The sequence below is a fragment of the Sphingopyxis sp. JAI108 genome (assembly GCF_013410105.1).
In the GTDB taxonomy this organism is placed as follows: domain Bacteria; phylum Pseudomonadota; class Alphaproteobacteria; order Sphingomonadales; family Sphingomonadaceae; genus Sphingopyxis; species Sphingopyxis chilensis.
On the sequence record NZ_JACCCJ010000001.1, the window covers coordinates 1045361 to 1065793 of the forward strand.

At 64.3% G+C, this 20433-nt stretch carries 22 protein-coding genes; 14 read left to right on the plus strand and 8 right to left on the minus strand.

The window, feature by feature from the left end; all coding sequences use genetic code 11:
- Positions 1-30 precede the first annotated feature (30 nt).
- The 3 genes from HDC29_RS04925 to HDC29_RS04935 are packed head-to-tail and all read left to right on the plus strand — an operon-like array spanning position 31 to position 2937.
- On the plus strand, positions 31-882 hold the full coding sequence (locus HDC29_RS04925) for a cytochrome b/b6 domain-containing protein (RefSeq protein WP_179494979.1): 852 nt from the start codon (positions 31-33) through the stop codon (positions 880-882).
- The gene (locus tag HDC29_RS04930; RefSeq protein WP_179494981.1) at positions 879-1658 is read left to right on the plus strand and encodes a molybdopterin-binding protein; all 780 of its coding nucleotides are present in this window, start codon (positions 879-881) and stop codon (positions 1656-1658) included. Before HDC29_RS04925 ends, HDC29_RS04930 begins: the two co-directional genes overlap by 4 nt.
- Positions 1659-1698: 40 nt before the next feature.
- Positions 1699-2937, plus strand: coding sequence for a cyclopropane-fatty-acyl-phospholipid synthase family protein (locus HDC29_RS04935; protein ID WP_179494983.1), 1239 nt, complete (start codon positions 1699-1701; stop codon positions 2935-2937).
- On the opposite strand, the gene HDC29_RS04940 is transcribed toward HDC29_RS04935, so the two are convergent.
- On the minus strand, positions 2925-3362 hold the full coding sequence (locus HDC29_RS04940) for a DUF1801 domain-containing protein (protein WP_179494985.1): 438 nt from the start codon (positions 3360-3362) through the stop codon (positions 2925-2927). The two genes, HDC29_RS04935 and HDC29_RS04940, sit on opposite strands and share 13 nt — an antisense overlap.
- Positions 3363-3476: 114 nt before the next feature.
- Here HDC29_RS04940 and HDC29_RS04945 point away from each other — a divergent pair, with 114 nt between their 5' ends.
- From HDC29_RS04945 to HDC29_RS04970, 6 genes are all read left to right on the plus strand, one after another.
- On the plus strand, positions 3477-4694 hold the full coding sequence (locus HDC29_RS04945) for an argininosuccinate synthase (protein ID WP_179494987.1): 1218 nt from the start codon (positions 3477-3479) through the stop codon (positions 4692-4694).
- 42 nt (positions 4695-4736) lie between these two features.
- Positions 4737-5216: a hypothetical protein gene (locus HDC29_RS04950; RefSeq protein ID WP_179494989.1), complete on the plus strand. Its 480-nt coding sequence runs from the start codon at positions 4737-4739 to the stop codon at positions 5214-5216.
- A gap of 100 nt (positions 5217-5316) precedes the next feature.
- On the plus strand, positions 5317-6033 hold the full coding sequence (locus HDC29_RS04955; RefSeq protein ID WP_257018050.1) for a hypothetical protein: 717 nt from the start codon (positions 5317-5319) through the stop codon (positions 6031-6033).
- Positions 6034-6073: 40 nt separating this feature from the next.
- Positions 6074-7084, plus strand: coding sequence for a low specificity L-threonine aldolase (locus tag HDC29_RS04960; protein WP_179494993.1), 1011 nt, complete (start codon positions 6074-6076; stop codon positions 7082-7084).
- On the plus strand, positions 7081-8040 hold the full coding sequence (locus tag HDC29_RS04965; RefSeq protein WP_179494994.1) for a DMT family transporter: 960 nt from the start codon (positions 7081-7083) through the stop codon (positions 8038-8040). Before HDC29_RS04960 ends, HDC29_RS04965 begins: the two co-directional genes overlap by 4 nt.
- A 35-nt stretch (positions 8041-8075) precedes the next feature.
- A complete protein-coding gene (locus HDC29_RS04970; RefSeq protein ID WP_179494996.1) occupies positions 8076-9341 on the plus strand; it encodes a S9 family peptidase in 1266 nt (421 codons plus the stop codon).
- Here the strand turns inward: HDC29_RS04970 and murA are convergent.
- Together murA and HDC29_RS04980 are read right to left on the minus strand one after the other, a co-directional pair.
- Positions 9328-10611: a UDP-N-acetylglucosamine 1-carboxyvinyltransferase gene (murA, locus tag HDC29_RS04975; RefSeq protein ID WP_179494998.1), complete on the minus strand. Its 1284-nt coding sequence runs from the start codon at positions 10609-10611 to the stop codon at positions 9328-9330. The two genes, HDC29_RS04970 and murA, sit on opposite strands and share 14 nt — an antisense overlap.
- 43 nt (positions 10612-10654) lie before the next feature.
- The gene (locus HDC29_RS04980; RefSeq protein ID WP_179495000.1) at positions 10655-11116 is read right to left on the minus strand and encodes a hypothetical protein; all 462 of its coding nucleotides are present in this window, start codon (positions 11114-11116) and stop codon (positions 10655-10657) included.
- A 201-nt stretch (positions 11117-11317) separates the two neighbouring features.
- Here HDC29_RS04980 and HDC29_RS04985 point away from each other — a divergent pair, with 201 nt between their 5' ends.
- Both HDC29_RS04985 and HDC29_RS04990 read left to right on the plus strand, forming a co-directional pair.
- Positions 11318-12283: a DUF3011 domain-containing protein gene (locus tag HDC29_RS04985; protein ID WP_179495002.1), complete on the plus strand. Its 966-nt coding sequence runs from the start codon at positions 11318-11320 to the stop codon at positions 12281-12283.
- A gap of 60 nt (positions 12284-12343) precedes the next feature.
- Positions 12344-13264: a DMT family transporter gene (locus HDC29_RS04990; protein ID WP_179495004.1), complete on the plus strand. Its 921-nt coding sequence runs from the start codon at positions 12344-12346 to the stop codon at positions 13262-13264.
- Here HDC29_RS04990 and HDC29_RS04995 read toward each other — a convergent pair.
- Both HDC29_RS04995 and HDC29_RS05000 read right to left on the minus strand, forming a co-directional pair.
- Positions 13261-13863 (minus strand): 2-hydroxychromene-2-carboxylate isomerase, encoded by a 603-nt coding sequence (locus HDC29_RS04995; RefSeq protein WP_179495006.1) that lies wholly within the window; start codon positions 13861-13863, stop codon positions 13261-13263. The two genes, HDC29_RS04990 and HDC29_RS04995, sit on opposite strands and share 4 nt — an antisense overlap.
- Positions 13857-14588: an SDR family oxidoreductase gene (locus HDC29_RS05000; RefSeq protein WP_179495008.1), complete on the minus strand. Its 732-nt coding sequence runs from the start codon at positions 14586-14588 to the stop codon at positions 13857-13859. The genes HDC29_RS04995 and HDC29_RS05000 overlap by 7 nt, the downstream gene beginning before the upstream one ends.
- A gap of 194 nt (positions 14589-14782) precedes the next feature.
- Here HDC29_RS05000 and HDC29_RS05005 point away from each other — a divergent pair, with 194 nt between their 5' ends.
- Positions 14783-15274 carry a helix-turn-helix domain-containing protein gene (locus HDC29_RS05005; RefSeq protein WP_179495010.1) on the plus strand — a complete coding sequence of 164 codons (492 nt, stop codon included), beginning with the start codon at positions 14783-14785 and terminating at the stop codon, positions 15272-15274.
- On the opposite strand, the gene clpS is transcribed toward HDC29_RS05005, so the two are convergent.
- The 3 genes from clpS to HDC29_RS05020 all read right to left on the minus strand — a co-directional run bounded on the left by clpS (position 15275) and on the right by HDC29_RS05020 (position 18480).
- Positions 15275-15640, minus strand: coding sequence for an ATP-dependent Clp protease adapter ClpS (gene clpS, locus HDC29_RS05010; RefSeq protein ID WP_179495012.1), 366 nt, complete (start codon positions 15638-15640; stop codon positions 15275-15277).
- Positions 15641-15832: 192 nt separating this feature from the next.
- Positions 15833-16585, minus strand: a complete 753-nt coding sequence (locus tag HDC29_RS19395; protein ID WP_179497255.1) for a phasin family protein — start codon at positions 16583-16585, stop codon at positions 15833-15835.
- Positions 16586-16707: 122 nt separating this feature from the next.
- Complete coding sequence (locus HDC29_RS05020) at positions 16708-18480, minus strand: alpha/beta hydrolase (RefSeq protein ID WP_179495014.1); 1773 nt, start codon at positions 18478-18480, stop codon at positions 16708-16710.
- A 115-nt stretch (positions 18481-18595) separates the two neighbouring features.
- On the opposite strand from HDC29_RS05020, the gene HDC29_RS05025 reads away from it, so the two are divergent.
- Positions 18596-19816, plus strand: coding sequence for an LL-diaminopimelate aminotransferase (locus HDC29_RS05025; protein WP_179495016.1), 1221 nt, complete (start codon positions 18596-18598; stop codon positions 19814-19816).
- Entirely contained in the window at positions 19817-20299 is a 483-nt protein-coding gene (locus HDC29_RS05030) for a DUF2721 domain-containing protein (protein ID WP_179495018.1), read from the plus strand.
- Positions 20300-20433 lie beyond the last annotated feature (134 nt).

The window sequence follows — 20433 nt, forward strand, 5'->3', positions numbered from 1 at the left end:
CCGATCGAAGGAAAGGAGCGAACCGGGACCATGGCCGAGCCTGAAACTCCCGTCGCTCCCCCAAAGCCTGCCGGACCGGTGCGCGTTTATCGCCACCGGTTGCCGGCGCGTATTTGGCATTGGGTCAATGCCGCCGCGCTATTGGTTCTGCTGATGAGCGGGCTGATGATCTTCAATGCGCACCCGCGCCTTTATTGGGGCGAATATGGCGCGAACTTCGACCGCGCGTGGCTGGTGATCGGATCGACGCCGGATAGCGGCTATCTGCGTATAGGCGATCAAAGGATCGAAACGACGGGCGTGCTCGGCCGCTGGACCGACGCGCAAGGGGTTGCGAAGACCTGGGCCTTTCCGGGCTGGGCGACGATCCCGACGAGCTACAGCCTCGCCGACGGACGGCGCTGGCATTTGCTGTTCGCGTGGGTGCTGTCGATCGGACTGGCGCTCTACATGCTCTGGACGCTCTTTGGCGGGCATTTGGGCAAGGATCTGCGCGTGCGCCGCGCCGAATGGTCGCCGCGCCATATCTGGCACGACGTCAAGGATCACGCGCGGCTGCGTTTCCCTCGCGGTGAGGCGGCGGCGCGCTACGGCATCCTGCAAAAGCTCAGCTATATCGGCGTCATCTTTATCGCTTTGCCGCTGATGATCGCGACGGGGCTCACCATGTCGCCCGGAATGAACGCGGCCTGGCCGTGGCTGCTCGACATCTTCGGCGGGCGCCAGTCGGCGCGTTCGATCCATTTCATTACCGCATGGGCCCTTGTCGCCTTCTTCCTCGTCCACATCGCGATGGTGCTGCTCGCAGGGCCGGTCAACGAGCTTCGCTCGATGGTCACGGGGTGGTTCCGCCTGCCGCCCGAACGGGAGGAAGCCGCATGAGCGACATCCTCCTCCCCCGCCGCCAGCTCATTGCGCGCGCCGGTGGGCTTGTCGCCGCGGCCGGCACGCTGCCGCTGCTGTCGGGCTGCGACGCGATCAACGACGCGCCCGCGGTTCGCAAGATATTGGCGATGGGTGAGGAAATGAACCGTGCGAGCCAGCGCGCGCTGATCGAACGCGGTGCGCTCGCGCGCGAATTCACCCGCGCCGACCTGTCGCCCTATTTCCGTCCCAACGGCACGCGCCTGCCCGCCGGCGCCGACTATTCCGCGCACGCGGCGAGCGGCTTTGCCGACTGGCGCGTCCGCGTCTCCGGCCTCGTCGCGCGGCCGCTGTCGCTGTCGATGGCCGACATCCGGTCGATGCCGCAGCGCACGCAAATCACACGCCACGATTGCGTCGAGGGGTGGAGCGCGATCGGGCAATGGACGGGCGTGCAGCTGAGCCGCATCCTCGCTGCGGCCAGGGTGAAGGACAGCGCGGGCTATATCGTCTTCCGCTGCGCCGACCGGCTCGGCGACGCGCTCTACTATGAAAGTTGCGACATGGTCGACGCGCGCCATCCGCAGACGATCCTGGCCTGGGCGCTGAATGATGCCGTGCTGCCGATCGCCAACGGCGCGCCGCTGCGTCTGCGGATCGAGCGCCAGCTGGGGTATAAGCACGCCAAATATGTCACCGCGATCGAGGCTGTCGCGAGCCTCGACGGCATTGGCGCGGGCAGGGGCGGCTATTGGGAGGATCGCATCGATTATGAATGGTATGCCGGGATTTGACCTCGGCCTTTTCGCGGTGCAATTGTTCGGTGCATAAAATATGTCGATTCTGCGTCCGTTTCTCTCCCGGATCATTCGCCAGGGACGGCTGACCGTCGTCGCGCCCGATGGCTCGCGCGAGGAATATGGCCAGCCGGCCGACGGCTTCCCCAATGTCACCATCCGTTTCACCAGCCGCAGGGGAATGCGCCGTATTATCCTCGATCCGCGCATCGGCGCCGCCGAGGCGTTCATGGATGGCGAGATGGAGCTGGTCGAAGGCGACATCATGGAGCTGGTCGCGCTCATCCGCTCGAACACGCCGTGGGACCGCGGCGCAAAGCTGCACGACAAGACGTGGCTGGGCCAGCGCGCCGAGTGGGTGAAGACGCGGATCGGCTCGATCAACCGCCAACGCCGTTCGCGCGCCAACGTCAAGCATCACTACGACATCGGTAACGAGCTTTACCGCCTCTTCCTTGACGAGGACATGCAATATAGCTGCGCTTATTGGCCGCGCCCCGGCATGACGCTGGAGGAAGCGCAGGCCGCGAAAAAGGCGCATATCGCGGCGAAGCTCGCGCTCGCGCCGGGGCAGCGGGTGCTCGACATCGGCTGCGGCTGGGGCGGGATGGCGATCACGCTCGCGAAGCTCGAGCAGGTCGAGGTGCTGGGGATCACATTGTCCGAGGAGCAGCTTGCGCTCGCGCGCCAGCGCGCCGCGGCGGCCGGGGTCGCCGATCGCGTCCAATTCGAACTGATCGACTATCGCGACCTTGCCGCGCGCGAGGCGGGACGGTTTGACCGTATCGTTTCGGTCGGCATGTTCGAGCATGTCGGCGCGCCCAATTTCGAGACCTTTTTCCGCGCCGCCGCCAATTTGATGACCGCCGACGGGGTGATGCTGCTCCACACGATCGGCCGGTTCGGCAAGCCCGGATCGACCGACGCCTTCACCCGCAAATATATCTTCCCCGGCGGCTACATCCCTGCGCTCAGCGAAACATTGGCGGCGAGCGAGAAGAGCCGGCTGATTGCCACCGATATCGAAACACTGCGGCTGCATTATGCCCTGACGCTGCGCCAATGGTATGCGCGGACCCTGGCGCACGAGGCCGAGATAACCCGCATGATGGGCGTCCGCTTCTTCCGCATGTGGTGCTTCTACCTTGCGGGGGCTACGGCGGCGTTCGAAAGCGGCGGTATGGGCAATTACCAGATCCAGTTCGCGCGCAGCCGCCACGCGCTGCCGCTGACGCGCGATTACATGGCGGCGGCGGAAGATCGCTATTCGGGATAATATTTGTTCATGCTGTCCCAACTCAGCGCGACGATCTGTTCGAGGACATCGAGGTCCACGTCGGCGAGCTTGTTGATGTAGAGGCAGGATTTGCCCGTCTTGTATTTGCCGAGTTTGGCAAACAGCGCGTCGGCCTCATTCTTTTGGCCGCAGTAATTGCCCATCAGATAGAGTGTCATCGCGGCCTTTCGGGGTGAGAAGCCGGCACGGCACATCGTCCCCGAATGACCGCTGTCATAGACATAGTCATAGCTGCCATAACCGATGATCGACGGCCCCCACATCCTGGGTTCGAGGCCGGTAACGCGGCGGTGCATCGCATCGATCGTGGCTGCCTCTTCGCGGCGGCGCGCATCGGGAAGAGCCGCGATGAAATCGGCAACCGGGATCTCGGTTGCCCTGGTCTTGATTTCGGCTTTGGCCATGGCATTTCTCCCGGACGCGACGATAGCCTCCACAGGGCGGGGCGCCAAGCCGGTTGCGCCCACGGCGGCGGACTGCTAGCCGCGCCCGCGTCTTTCCCTCGCCAAAGGTGCATCATGTCCGAGTCCTTCAAGCGCGTCGTCCTCGCCTATTCGGGCGGCCTCGATACCAGCGTCATCCTGAAGTGGCTGCAGGTCACCTATGGCTGCGAGGTCGTGACCTTCACCGCCGACCTTGGGCAGGGCGAGGAAATCGAGCCCGCGCGCGCCAAGGCCGAGCTGATGGGCGTGAAGCCCGAGCATATCTATATCGACGATGTGCGCGAGGAATTCGTCCGCGATTTCGTCTTCCCGATGATGCGCGCCAATGCGCGCTACGAGGGCGATTATCTGCTCGGCACGTCGATCGCGCGCCCGCTGATCTCGAAGCGGCTTATCGAGATCGCCAAGGAAACCGGCGCCGACGCGGTCGCGCATGGCGCGACGGGAAAGGGCAACGACCAGGTGCGCTTCGAACTGTCGGCCTATGCGCTCAATCCCGACATCAAGGTGATCGCGCCGTGGCGTGAGTGGGACCTGACCAGCCGCACCGCGCTGATCGACTTCGCCGAAAAGAACCAGATTCCGGTGCCGAAGGACAAACGCGGCGAAAGCCCGTTCAGCACCGACGCGAACCTCCTGCACACCTCGTCGGAGGGCAAGGTGCTTGAGGATCCGTGGGAAGAGACCCCCGACTATGTCTATTCGCGCACGGTGAACCCTGAGGATGCACCCGACACCCCCGAATATATCACGATCGATTTCGAGCGCGGCGACGGCGTCGCGCTGAACGGGCAGGCGATGTCGCCCGCCACTTTGTTGGCGGCACTCAATGACCTGGGCCGCAAACATGGCATCGGCCGCCTTGATCTCGTTGAAAACCGCTTCGTCGGCATGAAGTCGCGCGGCATGTACGAGACGCCGGGCGGCGAAATCTATGCGCGCGCGCATCGGGGGATCGAAAGCATCACGCTCGACCGCGGTGCGGCGCACCTGAAAGACGAGCTGATGCCGAAATACGCCGAGCTCATCTATAACGGCTTCTGGTTCGCGCCCGAACGCGAGATGCTGCAGGCGGCGATCGACCACAGCCAGGCGAATGTCACCGGCACCGTCCGCCTCAAGCTCTACAAGGGCAATGCGAGCGTCGTCGGGCGCAAGTCGCCATTCAGCCTCTATAGCGAGCGCCACGTGACCTTTGAGGACGATGCCGGTGCCTACGACCAGAAGGACGCGGCGGGCTTTATCAAGCTCAATGCCTTGCGCTTGAAATTGCTCGCGAAACAGGGTCAATAAAGCGGCCGGGCACGGACCCGGTCTCGACAGGAGCCTTGGTCCATGTTCTCCCTTTTGCTGGCGGCCGCCAGCCTGACCCCCGCCTTCAATGACGCCTCCTATGCCGATCTGGGCTATGTGACCCGCACGGCGGGCGAATGCACCGCGCGCTTTGACGGCGGGTCGATCGAGATCCGGCAGGCCTTTAACGACGCCGACCGCACGATGATCAACGTCGCCGTCGTGACCGGCAAGCCGACGCGCGCCGTTCCTTTGGGCACGAAATTGTGGGCGAAGTCGAGTTATGGACCTGCATGGCGCGCGGTGGTGATCGAATCCTCGCCCGCGCGTCTTCGTTTCGTGGTGCACAGCCGTTTCGTCGGCGATCTGTTCACCGAAGATTCGCTGACGATCGCGCTCCACGACCGGATCGATGCGGGTTCGATCGGCGATGCGGTGCTGGTCGATGTGGGATCCGATGTTTCCGGCTTCCGCGAAAAGCTCGCGTCCGCGCTCGACTGTTCCGACGCCCTCGGCATCTGAGCTGATCGGCGCACCGGATTTTCCGGTGGCGCCGCGCGGTGATCGGCGGCACTATTTCCCCATGCGCTTCTTCGATTTTTCATCGTGGCAAAGCATCGGGATGACGCTGCTCGGTCTGGCGCTCTTTACCCTGATCGGCGTCGGCATCCGGCTGATGGTGATGATGACGATCCAGCAGCGCCGCGAACGAATGAACCGCCAGATCAACGAGCGGCTGCGCACGTTGATGGCGGCGTACAAGACGCTCGGCGGATCGTTCACCGGCGATCTGGTCGTCGATCCGCGACATTTGCGCGACATCAGGCGCCAGGGCGGCGCAGCGGCGGCAGAGCCGGCGGTCGACCTGTCCGACGAGAGCGCGGCGGATGGCGGGCCGGAAGGCGAATCGGACCGGCCGCGCCGCATTCGGGACGCCGTCGAGGCCGCGCTGTCCGATATCATATTGCTCGGCACCGAAACGCAGGTGCGGCTTGCCAGCCGCGCGGCGAGCGAACTGGCCGAAGGGCGCCCGGTGCATGTCCATGACCTGGTGATCGAGCTGCGCGATTTCATCCGCAAGGCGCTCGACCTCGATCCTGTGCCCGCCGACGTAACGATCCCGCTGCAGGGACCAACACGCCCATCAGGCGGCGGTGGCAAGGGCGGTGGCCGCAGCGGCGAGACGCGCGGCGGCGCTGGCGGCGGCGGGCGTGGGGGAGGCGGGGGTATGGGCATGGGTATGGCCGGCGGTCTTGGGGTCGCGGGCGGAGCTAGCCTTTCGCGCGGATCGACGGTGGACGATCCGACAGACCTGCCCACCGAACCGCAGCAGAAATGAAGGCTTAGCAGCGGCTCGCTCCTGCGCTAAGGCGCTGGGCATGACTGCGACCCGATTTTTTTCCGACAATGCCGCGACTGTTCATCCCGCCGTGATGGAGGCGATGGCCGCCGCCAATCAGGTCGATACGGCCTATGACGGCGACGCGCTCAGCCAGTCGCTCGACGCCACCTTTTCGGAGCTCTTCGAGACGGATTGCGAGGTCGTGTGGATCCCGACAGGGACCGCCGCGAACAGCATCATCCTCGCGCATTTCGTGCGGCCGTGGCAGGGGATTCTCTGTTACGAAGAAGCGCATATCGAGGTAGACGAATGCGGGGCACCGACCTTCTATTCGGGCGGCGCGAAGCTGATGCCGCTCCCGGGACGTGGGGCCAAGATCGATGTCGCCGCCCTGAAGGCGCGGATCGCCGGCATCCGGCAGGATGTGCACCAGGTCCAGCCAGCGGCTGTCAGCATCACCAACGCCACCGAATATGGCCTCGCGTGGCGTGCCGACGAGATTGGTGAGATCAGCGAGATCGCGAAAGGCAAGGGGCTGAAGCTGCACATGGACGGCGCGCGTTTCGCCAACGCCGTTGCCTTTCTCGGCTGCGCGCCCGCCGACGTTACCTGGCGCGCGGGGGTCGACGCGCTGTCTTTCGGCTTCACCAAAAATGGCGCGATGATGGCCGAAGCGATCGTCTTCTTCGGCGGCAGCGGGGGCGCGGGGGTGCGCGAACTCAAGAAACGCGGCGGTCATTTGCTCAGCAAGGGACGCTTCGTCGCTGCCCAGATCCGTGCGATGCTGAAGAACGATCTGTGGCTCGCCAACGCGCGCGCCGCCAATGCCGGCGCTGCGAAGCTCGCGGCGGCGTGCGGCGGCCGGCTGATGTATCCGGTCGAGGCGAACGAGTTGTTCGTGCGCCTGACCGCCGGGGAAGCCGCGAAGCTGCGCGCCGCCGGGTTCGACTTCTACGACTGGGGAGAGGGTGCCGCGCGCCTCGTGGTCAGCTGGGACCAGGATGCCGAAGCGGTCGCGCCGCTGGCGGCGGCGATCGGCCAGCTATGAGCAGCGAGCAGCCGACGCTGCTCAGCCCGCGCGTCTTGCTGCCTTTCGTGCTGGTCACGCTGATCTGGGGTTCGACCTGGATCGTCATCAAGGGGCAGCTCGGCGTCGTTCCGCCGAGCTGGTCCGTGACCTATCGCTTCGCCGTCGCAGCGATCGCGATGTTCGCCTTTGCCGCAATGCGACGTGAACGGTTGTGGATCGGGCCGCGCGCGATGGCCTTTGCGGCGGTGCTCGGAATTGCCCAGTTCGCGTTCAACTTCAACTTCGTCTATCGCGCCGAGCAGCATATCACTTCGGGCCTTGTCGCGGTGCTCTTCGCGCTCTTGATTGTGCCCAACACATTGTTCGGGCGGGCCTTTCTGAAGACGCCTCTCCAGGGACGCTTCCTTGCGGGTGCGGGGATCGCGATCGTCGGCGTCGGGCTGATGATCCTCCACGAATATCGCGTCGCTGCGGTGGGAGCGGGCGAAGTGCTGCTCGGCACCGCGCTGACGCTCGCGGGCGTGATGAGCGCCTCGACCGCGAATGTGATGCAGGGGACGGCCTTCGCGCGCGCGCAGTCGATGGTGGCAATGATCGCTTGGGCGATGCTGTTCGGCGCGCTCGCCGACGGCGCCTATGCGTGGATCACCACCGGGCCGCCGGTGATCGAGCCGACCGCCGTCTATCTGGGCGGCGTGCTCTATCTCGGCATCATCGCAAGCGCGGTGACCTTTCCACTCTATTTCAACGTCATTCGCGCGGTCGGGCCGGGGCAGGCGGCGTGGTCGAGCGTGCTGATTCCGATCATCGCGATGGGCTTTTCGACCGCGTTTGAAGGCTATCGCTGGGCCGCACTGTCGATCGCCGGTGGTATGGTCGCGCTGATCGGGCTGGTGATTGCGGTCGCGAAACGGCCCGAGCGGCCATCGGTGAGCGGGAATACGGTTTCGTTGCCCGTGCAGCCGCAGGACTAGTTGCCATGGCTGTGTTGTCGTAATAATACGGCGGTATGAAGATATTCGCCAGCACGCTTTTGCTCCTCGCCGCGCTTCCGGCCTCGCCGGTTCTTGCGCAAACCCCTTGCACGCCGGGAACCTATGCCGCCCCCGACGGCGATTTCGTTGTTCTTGCCAAGCTCCCGACGATTCCCGCGCCGGGGCTACGCTACCTGTTCCGTGACGGCCGGCGCGGCCTCACCTCTGACGCGAATGCGCCGCTGGCTTGCGGTGCCGGTCAGGTGACGGTGAAAGGCACGGCTTGGCAGCCCGTTGCTTTCCGCGAGACGCCAGCGACCTTCGACAGCGTGGGTACGAAGATGACGGGCATGTTGATCGAACCGCCCGGCGCCGAGGCAAAGCGGCCGCTCGTCGTGATGGTCCACGGGTCCGAACGCAGTTCGCCGATCGGCGGCCTTTATGGCTATACGATGGCGGCGCAGGGGATTTCGGTTTTCGTCTACGACAAGCGCGGCACGGGCGGATCCGAAGGCGAATATACGCAGAATTTCGAACTGCTCGCCGCCGACGCGGCGCATGCGCTTGAACAGGCGCGGAAGATGACGGCTGGCCGGTTCGGCCGCGCGGGCTTTTTTGGCGGCAGCCAGGGCGGCTGGGTCGCTCCGCTGGCCGCGACGCTGACCAAAGCCGACTTCGTGACCGTCGGCTTCGGTCTCGTCGCCTCGCCCATCGAGGAGGACCGCGAGCAGATGGTGTCCGAAGTGCGCGCGGCGGGGCTGGGCAAGGACGCCGAGGCGCTGGTCAACCGGCTATCGCAGGCGACGTCGGGATTGCTCCTCTCCGATTTCCGCACCGGCTATGACGCGCTCGACGCGGTGCGGCGTGAAATGGCGGACAAGCCGTGGGCGGCAACGATCGAAGGCGAATATAGCGGCGCGATTGCGCGAATGTCGAACGACGAACTGAAGCGGATCGGCCGCGCGCGCTTCGACAATCTCGAGTTGATCTGGGACTATGACGCGGTCGGGGCCTTGCGGAAACTCGATACCCCGCTGCTGTGGGTGCTCGCGGGCGAGGATCGCGAGGCGCCGATCGAAACGACGCGCGCCGCGCTGCTCGGGCTGGCGAAAGAAGGCAAGCCCTTCGACGTCTACCTTTTCCCCGGCACCGACCATGGCATGTTCGAATTCACGACCGCCGCCGACGGGTCGCGCAGCGTGACGCGCATCACCGACGGTTATCTCAAATTGCTCGGCGACTGGATCAAGGGGGATGTGCGCGGCACCTATGGCCACGCCGAGCGGCTTACCCCGCACTGATCCGTTCGATATCGGCGCCGACCGCCTGCAGCTTTTCCTCGAGCCGCTCATAACCGCGATCGAGGTGATAGACGCGGTTGACTTCGGTCTGTCCCTGGGCGGCGAGACCGGCGATGATCAGGCTCATCGAGGCGCGCAGGTCGGTCGCCATCACCGGCGCGCCGACGAGGTGATCGACCCCGCGCACGATCGCGGTGCGGCCCTTGACCTGGATGTCGCAGCCCATGCGCGTCAGCTCGGGGACGTGCATATAGCGGTTCTCGAAGATCGTCTCGGTGAACAAAGATGCCCCTGTGCCGAGCGTCGCCATCGCCATGAATTGCGCCTGCATGTCGGTCGCGAAACCGGGATAGGGCGCGGTCGAAAGCGTGACGGGCCCGGCGCGACCGTCCATCGCGACGCGGATGCCGGCCTTGGTCGGTTCGACCGTCGCGCCGGCTTCGCGGAGCGCGGCGAGCGTCGCGTCCATTTCGTCGGCCTTGGCGCCGACCAGTTCGACGTCGCCTTGGGTGATGACGGCGGCGCAGGCGTAGCTGCCCGCCTCAATGCGGTCGGCCATGACGCGGTAGGTCGCGCCGTGCAGGCGGTCGACGCCCTCGATCGTCAGCGTTTCGGTGCCGATACCCTCGATATGCGCGCCCATCGCGACGAGGCAGTTGCACAGGTCGACGATCTCGGGCTCGCGCGCCGCGTTTTCGAGCACGCACGTCCCCTTGGCGAGCACCCCCGCCATGACGGCATTTTCGGTCGCGCCGACCGACACGACGGGAAAGGTGAATTTGCCGCCCGCCAGCCGCCCGCCGGGGGCGACGGCCTTAACATAGCCCGAAGCCAACTCGATCTCGGCGCCAAAGGCTTCGAGCGCTTTCAGGTGCAGATCGATCGGGCGGTTGCCGATCGCGCAGCCGCCGGGCAGCGATACGGTCGCTTCGCCCGCGCGCGCGAGCAGCGGGCCGAGCACGAGGATCGACGCGCGCATCTTGCGCACGATGTCATAGGGCGCGACGGTCGAGGTCAGCGTCGTCGCGCGGGCGGTCATCACGCGGCCGAAATCTTCGGGTCGCGATCCCTCGATCGTCGTCGAGCAGCCGAGCTGGTTGAGCAGATGGCCGAAACCGTCAACATCGGCGAGGCGCGGCAGGTTGCGCAAGGTCAGCGGCTCGTCGGTAAGCAACGCGCACGGCAACAAGGTGAGCGCCGCATTCTTGGCACCGCTGATAGGAATCCGGCCCTTGAGTCGCTGGCCGCCGCGAATGACGATTTGATCCATCGGCTGTCTTTAGCGCATGCGCGAAGCCGCGCAAGCAGACTAGCTATGTCGAGCGATAGCCTGCATCGCCTTCGAACTGTTCCTGCGCCTCGCGCTGCCCTTTGCCCATGAAGATATAGCCGACGATCGCAAGGATCAACAGCGCGACGCCAAGCAGCGGAACGCCGCCCCGCGTCGCGACGATCAGTGCGATCCACACGATGTTGACGAGACCCAGGATCAGGAACAGCTTTTGGTTGTTGCCCGGAAAGCCATAGATATCGCGCCCATCGGGGGTGCGGATGCCATGGACGCCTTTGAGGTCGAAGGCGTTGTAGAGATAGAAGCGACCGCGCGCCCCGGCGACAAGTTCGGCGGCAACATTGTCCTTCACCACCGCATTGCGGATCGTTCGCGGGCCAATGCCGTCCTGTTGAAAGGTGATGCTGCGGAAAACGCTGAGCCCGCCGCGGGCGCGTTTGAGGTCGGCGGCTTCGATACGGCCGTCGATGATCGAAGTGGTCATGGTCGGATCCCCTGCAATGGTGCGACCCGGGGAAGAGACGCCAAAATAATCGATCCGGCGAAATAAGGAAAGCATGGTTAAGTCGTCGTGCTTGTGCCGCGCTTTGATCATGGCGCGCGAAGGGAAATTGTGAAATTATCAGCGACGAAATCAAGGAAGCGAGGGTTGCAGAAGTCGCAGTTCATCAGGGGAGAAAAGGGCATGCGGAATCCTGTCGTTACGGCCGTCACGGCGGCGTCGCTCATCGCATCGCAAATGGCCGTCCCGGCGCTTGGGCAGGCGACGACCCTGCCTTACCCGCCGCCACCGACGCAGCCGGGCTATGGATCGGGATATGAAGGCACGATCCGCTGCGAATCCTATGCCAATCGCCAGCAAAGCTGCCGCGTGCGGACCGGCAATCGCGTCGACCTGATCCGCGTGATCGGCGGGCGTTGTTCGAAGGGGCGCGACTGGGGCTTCGACGCCGACCGGATCTGGGTTTCGGGCGGATGCCGCGCCGAATTCGGTTATGGCTATGGCGGGGGAGGTGGCTACCCGGGCTATGATTTCGCGGGCACGATAAAATGCGAATCGCGGGACAGGCGGTATCAGCAGTGCAACGCCCGCACCGGCAATCGCGTCGAGTTGACGCGCAAGATCGCGGGCAAGTGCAACGCCGGACGGCAATGGGGCTATACGGGCGATTATATCTGGGTCGACAAGGGCTGCCGCGCCGAGTTCGGTTATGGATATCGCAACACGCGACCGCCCGAAAAGGACAAGGACAAGGGGCCGAGCACCGGCCTGATCATCGGCGGCATCGTCGTCGCGGGCGGGCTGCTCGCGCTGCTCGCGAGCCAGAAGAAGAAAAAGGCCGACGGCACGGCCGAGGAAAGCGCGACGACGCATCCGCCCCGGGGCCCCGCGACGCTCAGCGCCAATCTCGGCGGCCTGCCGAGCGCGTCGCGGCCGTCGGTGCAGAATTGCATGAACGATGCGGCGCGGCAGATCGGGATCACCGGCGGGACGCGGCTGTCCTATGACAAGCTGATCTCGCTCGAGCAGGGCAATGGCGGCTGGCGCATCCGCGCGACGATGACCGCGACCTATCCCGACGGGGCGAAGCAGGTTGAAATGTACTGCCGCGCGACACCGAAAGACATCATCCAGCTCGACTTCACCTAGACAGGAAGCGGGGTTCCGCTATCCGGTGACGGATTTCGGGTGAAGGCGGAGCATGGCTGAATGATGAAGGATGGCGGGCCCGCCGCGGCGATCTGGTCGCGGGCCTATCCGCTGCTCACCGTCACCGCGCTGTTCTGGGCCGGCAATTCGATCGTCGGCCGCGCGGCGCGCGACCTGGTGCCGCCGGCCGCCTTGTCCTTCTGGCGCTGGACGTTCGCGCTCTTGCTTCTGTTGCCGCTCGCATGGCCGCACCTGAAGCGCGACTGGCCCGTGCTGCGCGCGAACTGGCCGATCGTCGCGCTGCTCGGCGCGCTGGCGATCGGTTCGTTCAACATCCTGCTCTACACGGGCCTGCAGAGCACGACCGCGCTCAATTCGATGTTGATCCAGTCGGCGCTGCCGGCGCTTGTGCTTGTTGTCGGCGCGGTGGTTCTGGGCGACCGGACGAACCTGCGCCAAATTGCGGGCGTGGTCATTTCGCTCGCCGGCGTGCTCGCGATCATCGCGCGCGGCGATCCCGCGATGCTGTGGGGGCTCCGGCTCAATATCGGCGACGCGATCATCGGCGGCGCGGTGCTTATCTGGGCGCTCTATTCGGTGCTGCTCCGTCGCCGTCCCGCGGTGCACCCGCTCAGCTTTCTTGCGGCATCGATTGGGGTGGGGATCATGGTGATCGCGCCCTTTTACGCGCACGAACTCTGGTCGGGGCGGCTGATCGTTCCGGCGGCGGGCAGCGCGCTCGCGATCGCCTATGTTTCGATCTTTCCGTCCTTCCTCGCCTATCTTTTCTTCAATCGGGGGGTCGAGCTGATCGGGTCGGCGGCGACGGGGCAATATATGAATGTGATGCCGCTGATGGGCGCGGGGCTCGCCATGCTGTTCCTCGGCGAGGCGCTGCACCTGTTCCACATCGCCGGGCTGGCGCTGATCGTCGCCGGAATCCTGGTTGCGGGGCGACCGCCGCCGGCGGCACAGGCCTAGGCCAGCGCTTCTTCGACCTGTGCAAGGCGGTCCTTGCCGAAATACATCTCGCCGCCGACGAAAAAGGTCGGGATGCCGAACACGCCGCGCGCGACCGCAGCTTCGGTGTTTTGCACAAGCTTCGCCTTGATCTCGGGCTCCTGCGTGCGCGCGAGGAGGGCCGGGCCGTCGAAGCCGTTCGCCGACAGAAAACCCGTGATCACCTCCGGCTCGTCCATCTTGAGGCCGTCCTCCCACATCGCGCGGTTCACCGCGTCGATATAGTCGTCGAGATTGCCTTCGTCGTCGGCAACGAACGCACCGCGCATGATCGTCAGCGTATTGACGGGGAAGTGCGGGTTGATGCGGAATTTGACGAGGCCGTGCTTAGCGATGAAGCGCCGCATCTCGAGGTTTTCATAAGCGAGCTTCGCCGGCGCATCGGCATATTGGACCATCGGCGCCTTGTTGCCCGTCGCCTTGAAGATGCCGCCCAAAAGGCATGGCGTGATGATCAGGTCGGCGCCGGTGCGGTCGAGCAGGTCGGGAAGCGCCTTCATCGACAGATAGGCATTGGGGCTGCCGAAATCGAAAATGAGTTCGAGCGTTTTGGTCACCATTTTTCTCCCCAAGGGCGAAGGTCGAGTTCGTGCGTCCACGCGCTTTTGGGCTGCTTGTGCAGCATGACATAATTGGCGGCGATGGCATCGGGGTTCAGGATGAGATCCTCCGCCTTGGCATGTTCGAAATCGGGATGGCGGCCCTTGATGAATTCGGTGTTGATCGCGCCGTCGATGACCGTGTGCGCGACGTGAATGCCCTCTGGCCCCAGTTCGCGCGCCATCGATTGCGCGAGCATGCGGAGCGCCCCCTTGGCGCCCGAGAAGGCGGCGAAACCCGACCCGCCGCGCAGGCTTGCCGTCGCGCCGGTGAAGATGATCGTGCCGCGGCCGCGTGGGGTCATGCGCTTCGCGGCCTCGCGGCCCATCAGGAAACCGCCGAGGCACGCCATCTCCCAGACCTTGGTGTAAACGCGCAGCGTTGTTTCGGCGATCGGGAAGTTCACATTGGCCCCGATATTGAACACCGCGACCTCGACCGGACCGACCTCCGCCTCGACCTGGTCAAAGAGCTGGATCATCGCCTGTTCGTCGCGGGCGTCGCTGGGGAAGGCGCGCGCCTTCCGCCCGTCATCGCGGATCGATTGCGCCAGCGCTTCCAGTTGCTCGGCGTTGCGTTCGCGGCGGTTGACGCAGGCGGTGAGGCCTTCCGCCGCAAAGGCGCGCGCGATCGCCCCGCCGGTGGCGTCGCCGGCTCCGATGATGACGGCTGCGGGATGGGGCATGGGCGACTCTCCTCTTGCGCCGCATAGTAACTATGATAATCATAGTGACAAGAGGATTTTGAGGATTCGAAAGGAGCTTTTGAGGTTGCGTGCAAGAACGTCGTCATTGCGAGCGAAGCGAAGCAATCCAGAGTGGCGTAAACCGCTCTGGATTGCTTCGCTTCGCTCGCAATGACGGGAATGAAGGACGGTCTATGCCTAAACGCGCAGACCTGTCGGATACTTTCTGCCCCGTCGGGCGTTCGGCGGAATTGCTCGGCGACCGTGCGGTGCTGTTGATCCTGCGCGACCTGTTTTTCGGGCGACGGCGGTTCGAGGCGATCGCCGCGAACACGGGGCTCGGTCCCCAGCTCGTCTCGGCGCGACTGAAGCTGATGGAAAAGGAAGGGGTGGTCGAGCGCCATGCCTATCAGGAGCGGCCGCCACGCCACGAATATCGGCTGACCGCGAAGGGCAAGGACCTGTTCGACGTCCTCTATGCGATGCGCAACTGGGCCGAACGCTGGGCCTATGAAGAGGGTGAAACGGGGTCGGGTCCGGCCATGCGCTATACCCATCGCGCTTGCGGCGCCGACGTCGGGACGGCGACCGTCTGCCCCGGATGCGGCGAGCTATTGCGCTACGGCGATCTGAAGGGGGAGCCCTCTGCGGCGCTCAGCGCCGAGCAGGCGGCCAAGGGGGGCTGATCAGGCCTTTTCCAGCGTGCATTGCAGCGGATGCTGGTTCTGCCGCGCCGCGTCCATCACCTGGTTCACCTTGGTTTCGGCGACTTCATAGCTGAACACGCCGCACACGCCGACGCCCTGCTGGTGGACATGCAGCATCACCTGCGTCGCCTGTTCGATGTCCATGTTGAAGAAACGCTGCAGCACCATCACGACGAATTCCATCGGCGTATAATCGTCGTTGAGCAGCAGCACCTTGTACATCGAGGGCTTCTTGGCCTTCGCGCGGGTACGCGTCGCAATGCCGACGCCGGGGCTGCCGGGTGCGCCGTCGTCCTTGTCCGCCATGGCGCGGACCGGATGGATGGTCGAAACTGGAAACATCATGGGCAGGAATATCGCAAGCGGCGGGCGAAGCGCAAGAGGCGCGGTCGCCGATTTTAACCTCTTGTTCGCCAGCGGTAGCGCCAAAAACAAGAACCGCCCGCTTCCTGAGGAAGCGAGCGGCCTTTGGGGTGTCGGCGCAGGCGGGGAGAGGAGGGGGAAGTGCCCGCGCCAACGGTGGAAGGTGAAAGCGCCTCAGGCGGCCTTCATCTTCGAAGTGATGACCGAAACGCGGTTCGAGATCGGCGCGAAGCTTTCGTTCGTCAGCTTGACGACGAGTTCGCTGGTCTTCGAGGTCTGCGCAACAGCGGCGTCGAACGCCTTCTTGCTGTTTTCGGCATAAAGCTTGAAGAAGTCGGCCGGTGTCTTGACGGCGGTGTAGCCCTTCAGCGCGGCGGTCGTGTCTTCGAAGCTCTTGCGAGCATAGGTGACGCCTTCCTGGCCGAGCGTTTCGATGCCCTTGGCAGCGATCTTGCCCGATTCGACGAGGGCTTCGATGTTCGCCTTGTTGAACTCGACGGCCTCTTCGGCCATCTTGCTGGTCTTCGCCATGGCTTCCTTGGCCTTCTCGTTGAAGTCGGCGGTCAGGGCTTCGGCGCGGGTCTTCGCTTCGTCGGCGAATTTCTTGACGGTGTCGTTCATGGTCTTGAATCCTTTGGTGGTGACGGCGGCCGGCTTCGGCGCAGTCGCCGAGGTTTTCAGGGCGGCCTTGGGGGCAATGGTCTTCGCGGCCGCCTTCTTCGGGGCGACCTTCTTGGCTGCCGGCTTTGCGGCTTTCTTTTGGACCGGCTTGGCTTTCGCCGCGACAGTCTTGGTTTTCACGGGCGCCGGGGCCTTCGCCGCGGGCGCAGCTTCAGCCGGAGCGACAGGAGCGGCCACCGGCTTGGCGGCGGTTTCCAGCGTCGCGGCTTCGAAAGCCTTTTCGGCACTATCCATCTTGGTAGCCATCGGGACAACTCCTTTATGTTGCACTGCACAATATAGGAGTGGATCGGCGATTTCAAGAGAAAATTTGTGCGGTGCACAAAAATGCTGCAGCGCCGGTCCGAAAGCAATATATTCGCCGGATATTACCGCTGTTTGACGTAGCGGCCGGGCGCATCCTCGATCGCCTTTTTCTTGCCTTTTCCAGGAATGCGGCCGCCTTTGACGGCGGTTTTCGCGTCGTCCTGCTCGGCGATCCAGCCGATCCAGTGCGGCCACCAGCTGCCCTTGGTCTCGCTCGCTCCCGCAATAAAATCGTCGAGCGTCGCGGCGCCATTGTCGCCGGTCCAATATTGATATTTGCCCGCCGCGGGCGGGTTCACCACGCCCGCGATATGGCCCGATCCTGCGAGGAGGAAGGTCCTGGGGCCCGCGAGATGGTCCATCAACCGCCACACGCTGGCGAGCGGCGCGATATGGTCCTCGCGCCCGGCCTGGATATAGGTGGGGGTCACGATTTTCTTGAGGTCGATTGGCGTCCCCATCGCCGACAGGCTGTTCGGGATGACCATGCGATTGTCGCGATAGAGGTCGACCAGATATTGGCGGTGCCACTTGGCAGGCAGGTTGGTTACATCGCCGTTCCAATAGAGCAGGTCGAACGGCGGATAGTCGTTGCCGAGCAGATAATTGCCGACGACATAATTCCAGATGAGGTCGCGCCCGCGCAAGCTGTTGAAGGTCGCGGCCATGTAGCGCCCGTCGAGGAAACCGCCGGACGAAAGCTGCTGGAGCAGCGTCAGATAGCTTTCGTCGACGAACATCTTGAGGTCGCCCGCCAGCTCGAAATCGACCTGCGCGGTAAAGAAGGTCACCGACTTGACCTTGTCCGCCTCGCCGCGCGCCGACAGCATCGCAAGCGTGGCGGCGAGGGTCGTGCCTGCGACGCAATAGCCGATGCTGTGGACGTGCGGAACGTCGAGCAACTCGCGCACGGTGTCGATCGCATCGACCTGCGCCGCGATATAATCGTCCCACACGATTTCGCTCATCGACGCGTCGGCCGATTTCCACGACACCATGAAAACGCTGAGCCCCTGTTCGACCGCCCAGGCGACGAAGCTTTTCGCGGGGTTGAGGTCGAGGATGTAAAAGCGGTTGATCCACGGCGGGAAGATGACGAGCGGTACGGTGAAAACCTCCTTCGTCGTCGGCGCATAGTGGATCAACTGATAGAGGTCGGTCTCGTGGATGACCTTGCCCGGCGTCGTGGCGATATTGACCCCGACCTCGAACGCGTCGGGGTCGACATGGGAGAGTTGCCCGCGCGACAGGTCGGTCAGCATATGCTTCAAACCCTTGAGCAGGCTTTCGCCGCGCGTCTCGACCGCGCGCTTGATCACTTGGGGATTGGTGATCGCAAGGTTCGAGGGCGCTAGTGCCTCGGTCATATTCTTCGCGGCAAACTCCATCTTCGCGCGCGCATGTTCGTCGAGTCCCTGCATCGTGCGGGTGGTCGCCAGCAATTGCTCGGCGAGCAGGCCATAGGTCTGGCGGATCAGTGCGAAGACCGGGTTGGCGGTCCAGTCGGGATCGGTGAAGCGCTTGTCTTTCGGCGCGTCGGCATCGGGTGCGAAAGACGGCTGGATCGTCGCCAGCGAAGTCCAGAAGGTCACGCCCTGTTCCCACATCTTCGAAGATTGTTCGGCCCATAGCTGCGTCGTCGGATTTTGCAGCCAGCTTGTGGGGTCGAACAGGCTCGCCGCGGCGCTGTTGCCCTGGTTCGCCTGGCCCAGGGCGTATTCGAGCATCATCTGCTGTGCGCGGCCCAAGACGCTCGCCCAATGCTGTAGGTCATCGGGTGACGGCATGAAGGGATTCGGCGCTTCGGTTGTATCGTCCTTACCCGTATCGCTCATGCTCGTTCCTGCTGGCCAGTGCCGATATAATGCCTATAACAAGCCAGGATGCGGCTGGCGAGGCGCCGTTCGCATCCTTCCAGAATCTAACGCAAAGGAGTTGTTCTAGTTTCCCATGTCCGAAGATGAATTCTATCGCATCAAGCGCCTGCCGCCCTACGTCATCGCCGAAGTGAATGCGATGCGTGCGGCCGCCCGCGCCGCGGGAGAGGACATCATCGACCTGGGGATGGGCAATCCCGACCTGCCGCCGCCCGCGCATGTGATCGAAAAATTGTGCGAAGTGGCGATGAAACCCGACGCGCACGGTTATTCGCAGTCGAAGGGCATCCCGGGACTGCGCCGCGCGCAGGCGAATTATTACGGCCGCCGCTTCAACGTCGAACTCGATCCCGAGAGCGAGGTCGTGGTGACGATGGGATCGAAGGAAGGGCTTGCGAGCCTTGCAACCGCGATCACCGGCCCCGGCGACGTCGTGCTCGCGCCGAACCCCAGCTATCCGATCCATACGTTCGGTTTCATCATCGCGGGTGCGACGATCCGCAGCGTCCCGACGACCCCCGACGAGAATTACTGGCGCGCGCTCGATCGTGCGATGGCCTTCACTGTGCCGCGTCCGTCGATCCTCGTGGTCAACTATCCGTCGAACCCGACCGCCGAAGCCGTCGATCTTGCCTTCTACGAGCGGCTCGTCGCCTGGGCGAAGGAGAACAAGGTCTGGGTGCTTTCGGACCTTGCCTATTCGGAACTCTACTACGACGGCAATCCGACCCCCTCGATCCTGCAGGTGCCGGGCGCGAAGGATGTCGCGATCGAATTCACCTCGATGTCGAAAACATACTCGATGGCGGGCTGGCGCATGGGCTTTGCGGTCGGCAACAAGCGGCTGATCGCGGCGATGACGCGCGTGAAGTCCTACCTCGACTATGGCGCCTTCACGCCGATCCAGGCCGCGGCCTGCGCGGCGCTCAACGGGCCGCAGGATATCGTCGCCAAGAACCGCGAACTCTACCAGAAGCGCCGCGACGTGATGGTCGAAAGCTTCGCACGCGCCGGCTGGGACATCCCGAGCCCGCCTGCGTCGATGTTCGCTTGGGCGCCGCTGCCGCCGGCGCTGAAAGAGATGGGCAGCCTCGAATTTTCGAAGCAGCTGCTGACCCATGCCAAGGTCGCGGTCGCCCCCGGCGTCGGATATGGCGAGGACGGCGAAGGCTATGTCCGCATCGCGATGGTCGAGAATGAACAACGCATCCGGCAGGCGGCGCGCAATGTCCGCAAATTCCTTGCAATGCACGGCGTGAACACACCGTCGGTCGCGGCGGGCGGTGGCGCCTAGGTGACTCCCGACGCGAGCGCCATCGCGCAGACGATCCAGCTGTCGGTCACGCCGGTGTTCCTGCTGGTGGCGACCGGCAGTCTGCTCAACGTCATCGCGGGCCGGCTGGCGCGCGTCGTCGACCGCTCGCGCAATCTGATGGAGCGGTGGGCCGAGACCGAAGGCCTGGAGCATGACCGCATCGTTGCGGAACTGCGCATAGCTGACCGGAGAATGGGGATCATCAACAATTCGATCCTCTCCGCCGTCGCCTGCGGTATCGTCGTCTGCCTGCTCGTCGCGCTGTTGTTCACGCAGGCCTTCACCGGCGCCAACCTCGGCGTCGCCGCTTCCTGGGCCTTTGCGGCCGCGATGCTGTTGCTGCTCGTCTCGCTGATCCTGTTCCTCGTCGAGGTCCGGCTGGCGGTGCGCGCGATCCATGTCCCGATGGAATTGCTCGAGTTGGAGAATATGGACCGGACGCGGCCGCGCGACCATCACTGATCGCGCTGCGGCGATAGCCGGCCGGCGCTGATCGGCGAAAATTTTTCCAGGCGTCGCACGGCGGCCGCCGTAACGGCAATAGCGCACCGGCATTTTTCGCGCGCCGCAAGGACGTTGACACCGGTCCCTCCGGT

What these genes read in the sequence shown, in the direction of transcription:
- HDC29_RS04990 (WP_179495004.1), top strand. Translation starts at nt 12,344, where the DNA reads ATGATGAAGGATGGCGGGCCCGCCGCGGCGATCTGGTCGCGGGCCTAT.
- HDC29_RS04970 (WP_179494996.1), top strand. Translation starts at nt 8,076, where the DNA reads ATGAAGATATTCGCCAGCACGCTTTTGCTCCTCGCCGCGCTTCCGGCC.
- HDC29_RS05020 (WP_179495014.1), bottom strand. Translation starts at nt 18,480, where the DNA reads ATGAGCGATACGGGTAAGGACGATACAACCGAAGCGCCGAATCCCTTC.
- HDC29_RS04995 (WP_179495006.1), bottom strand. Translation starts at nt 13,863, where the DNA reads ATGGTGACCAAAACGCTCGAACTCATTTTCGATTTCGGCAGCCCCAAT.
- HDC29_RS04930 (WP_179494981.1), top strand. Translation starts at nt 879, where the DNA reads ATGAGCGACATCCTCCTCCCCCGCCGCCAGCTCATTGCGCGCGCCGGT.
- murA (WP_179494998.1), bottom strand. Translation starts at nt 10,611, where the DNA reads ATGGATCAAATCGTCATTCGCGGCGGCCAGCGACTCAAGGGCCGGATT.
- HDC29_RS19395 (WP_179497255.1), bottom strand. Translation starts at nt 16,585, where the DNA reads ATGGCTACCAAGATGGATAGTGCCGAAAAGGCTTTCGAAGCCGCGACG.
- HDC29_RS05005 (WP_179495010.1), top strand. Translation starts at nt 14,783, where the DNA reads ATGCCTAAACGCGCAGACCTGTCGGATACTTTCTGCCCCGTCGGGCGT.
- HDC29_RS04960 (WP_179494993.1), top strand. Translation starts at nt 6,074, where the DNA reads ATGACTGCGACCCGATTTTTTTCCGACAATGCCGCGACTGTTCATCCC.
- HDC29_RS04955 (WP_257018050.1), top strand. Translation starts at nt 5,317, where the DNA reads ATGACGCTGCTCGGTCTGGCGCTCTTTACCCTGATCGGCGTCGGCATC.
- HDC29_RS04935 (WP_179494983.1), top strand. Translation starts at nt 1,699, where the DNA reads ATGTCGATTCTGCGTCCGTTTCTCTCCCGGATCATTCGCCAGGGACGG.
- HDC29_RS04925 (WP_179494979.1), top strand. Translation starts at nt 31, where the DNA reads ATGGCCGAGCCTGAAACTCCCGTCGCTCCCCCAAAGCCTGCCGGACCG.
- HDC29_RS04950 (WP_179494989.1), top strand. Translation starts at nt 4,737, where the DNA reads ATGTTCTCCCTTTTGCTGGCGGCCGCCAGCCTGACCCCCGCCTTCAAT.
- HDC29_RS04985 (WP_179495002.1), top strand. Translation starts at nt 11,318, where the DNA reads ATGCGGAATCCTGTCGTTACGGCCGTCACGGCGGCGTCGCTCATCGCA.
- clpS (WP_179495012.1), bottom strand. Translation starts at nt 15,640, where the DNA reads ATGATGTTTCCAGTTTCGACCATCCATCCGGTCCGCGCCATGGCGGAC.
- HDC29_RS04965 (WP_179494994.1), top strand. Translation starts at nt 7,081, where the DNA reads ATGAGCAGCGAGCAGCCGACGCTGCTCAGCCCGCGCGTCTTGCTGCCT.
- HDC29_RS05000 (WP_179495008.1), bottom strand. Translation starts at nt 14,588, where the DNA reads ATGCCCCATCCCGCAGCCGTCATCATCGGAGCCGGCGACGCCACCGGC.
- HDC29_RS04945 (WP_179494987.1), top strand. Translation starts at nt 3,477, where the DNA reads ATGTCCGAGTCCTTCAAGCGCGTCGTCCTCGCCTATTCGGGCGGCCTC.
- HDC29_RS05025 (WP_179495016.1), top strand. Translation starts at nt 18,596, where the DNA reads ATGTCCGAAGATGAATTCTATCGCATCAAGCGCCTGCCGCCCTACGTC.
- HDC29_RS04980 (WP_179495000.1), bottom strand. Translation starts at nt 11,116, where the DNA reads ATGACCACTTCGATCATCGACGGCCGTATCGAAGCCGCCGACCTCAAA.
- HDC29_RS04940 (WP_179494985.1), bottom strand. Translation starts at nt 3,362, where the DNA reads ATGGCCAAAGCCGAAATCAAGACCAGGGCAACCGAGATCCCGGTTGCC.